Genomic DNA, 1,449 nt, shown 5'->3' with positions numbered 1-1,449 from the left:
GTATGTGGAGTCAACGCAATATGGGGCTATATCAAACATGAGATTCTCGAGGTCAAGGACAGACGTTCACTGATTGGTGGAATGGCTACCTATAAAGTTCCCTCCTACTGGACTGTATTCCTGAGAATGTATCTGGGTGTTATGTGGCTTATTGAAGGCATCGGGAAAATCAACAAAGGATGGCTCACCGACACCACTGGATCGAAGGTATACTGGGGTGCTCCAGCTGGGGCAGAATCAGTTGACAGCTGGGCCTCTGCAAGCCAGGGAGCTGTTGAGACCGTAGCATCAGCTAGTCAGGCAGCGGTTGAAACGGTAGCATCAGCTAGTCAGGCAGCGGTTGAGACAGTAGCCTCTGCAAGCCAAGCGGTAGGAGATACAGCTGCTGGTGCAGTTGAACAGTTTGCACCACCTCTTCTTTCTGAGCCTCTTGCCATCTTCACCTGGATAAACGACACCTTCGTGGCACAGGCTCCCTACTTCTTCCAGATTATGATCGTCCTCGCAGAGCTGGGTATTGGACTGTTGTTCCTTGCCGGTCTCTTTACGTTCCCAGCAGCCATTGTCTCGCTTGGACTCTCTGTCATGTTCCTCATCGGAGCTCTGGCAGGCAAAGAGATTCTTTGGTATATGGCAGTATCCATTGTTATGCTCGGGGGAGCTGGAAAGGCTTTCGGATTGGATTACTGGGTTATGCCCTATATCAAGAAGCTTTGGAACAAGACCCCACTCGCAAAGAAAACCTATTTCTATCTCGATGAACCTGAATTCACGAAGAAGCAAATGGAAAGAAAGTTGGGCAGGAAGTAGGCAATCATGTCAGAGTTTTGGGACGATGAGCCTCACATCCAAGCACAACTTCAGGTAGTCCGCAACACCATTGAACAAACCGTTGCTACAGCACATGGTTTTATCAGGCCTATCCTGGAAGACCATGTGAACAGCACCGGTAAGATGCTTCGGCCTGCCTTGGTCCTCATCACCAGCATGATCGGCGATGAGGATCGCAGTGAGGATGCAATCAGGGTGGGCTCGGTCATAGAGCTCATCCATCTTGCATCTTTGGTGCATGATGATATCATCGACGGTGCACAAAAACGACGGGGAAGAGCCTCGGTCTTTGCCAAGGTTGGAGCAAAGCAGGCCGTGCTGGCAGGAGATTTTCTCTTGGCACGTGCATTGATGCTTACCAGTGGGAAAGAGCGAGGGATGGATAGTCAGGTTGTATCACGTGCCTTAACGCGACTTTGCGAAAGTGAACTTGACCAGGATGCTGGACAGGGGGACTTCTTCATTGACCGAAGTACCTACCTGCGCCGTATTGGGGGTAAGACCGCTAGTCTGTTTGCTCTCAGCTGTTACAGCGGAGCGGCATTGCAGGAAATCGATGATGCAACCAGTAAACTTGCCCATCATATCGGCTATTGCATGGGAATGGCTTTCCAGATC

At 50.5% G+C, this 1,449-nt stretch carries 1 protein-coding gene and 1 pseudogene; both read left to right on the top strand.

The features are described from left to right. A pseudogene (locus JF818_RS03920) lies at nt 1-810 on the top strand (pyridine nucleotide-disulfide oxidoreductase); the annotation flags it as partial. 6 nt (nt 811-816) lie between these two features. Continuing rightward, a partial coding sequence (locus JF818_RS03915) for a polyprenyl synthetase family protein (RefSeq protein WP_198890674.1) occupies nt 817-1,449 on the top strand: 633 nt, incomplete at its 3' end.

Origin of the sequence: Sphaerochaeta sp. S2 (genome assembly GCF_016406725.1) — a bacterium.
Lineage (GTDB): Bacteria > Spirochaetota > Spirochaetia > Sphaerochaetales > Sphaerochaetaceae > Sphaerochaeta.
Note: the sequence above shows the minus strand (reverse complement) of the source record. Positions and strands in the feature narration are given on the sequence as shown.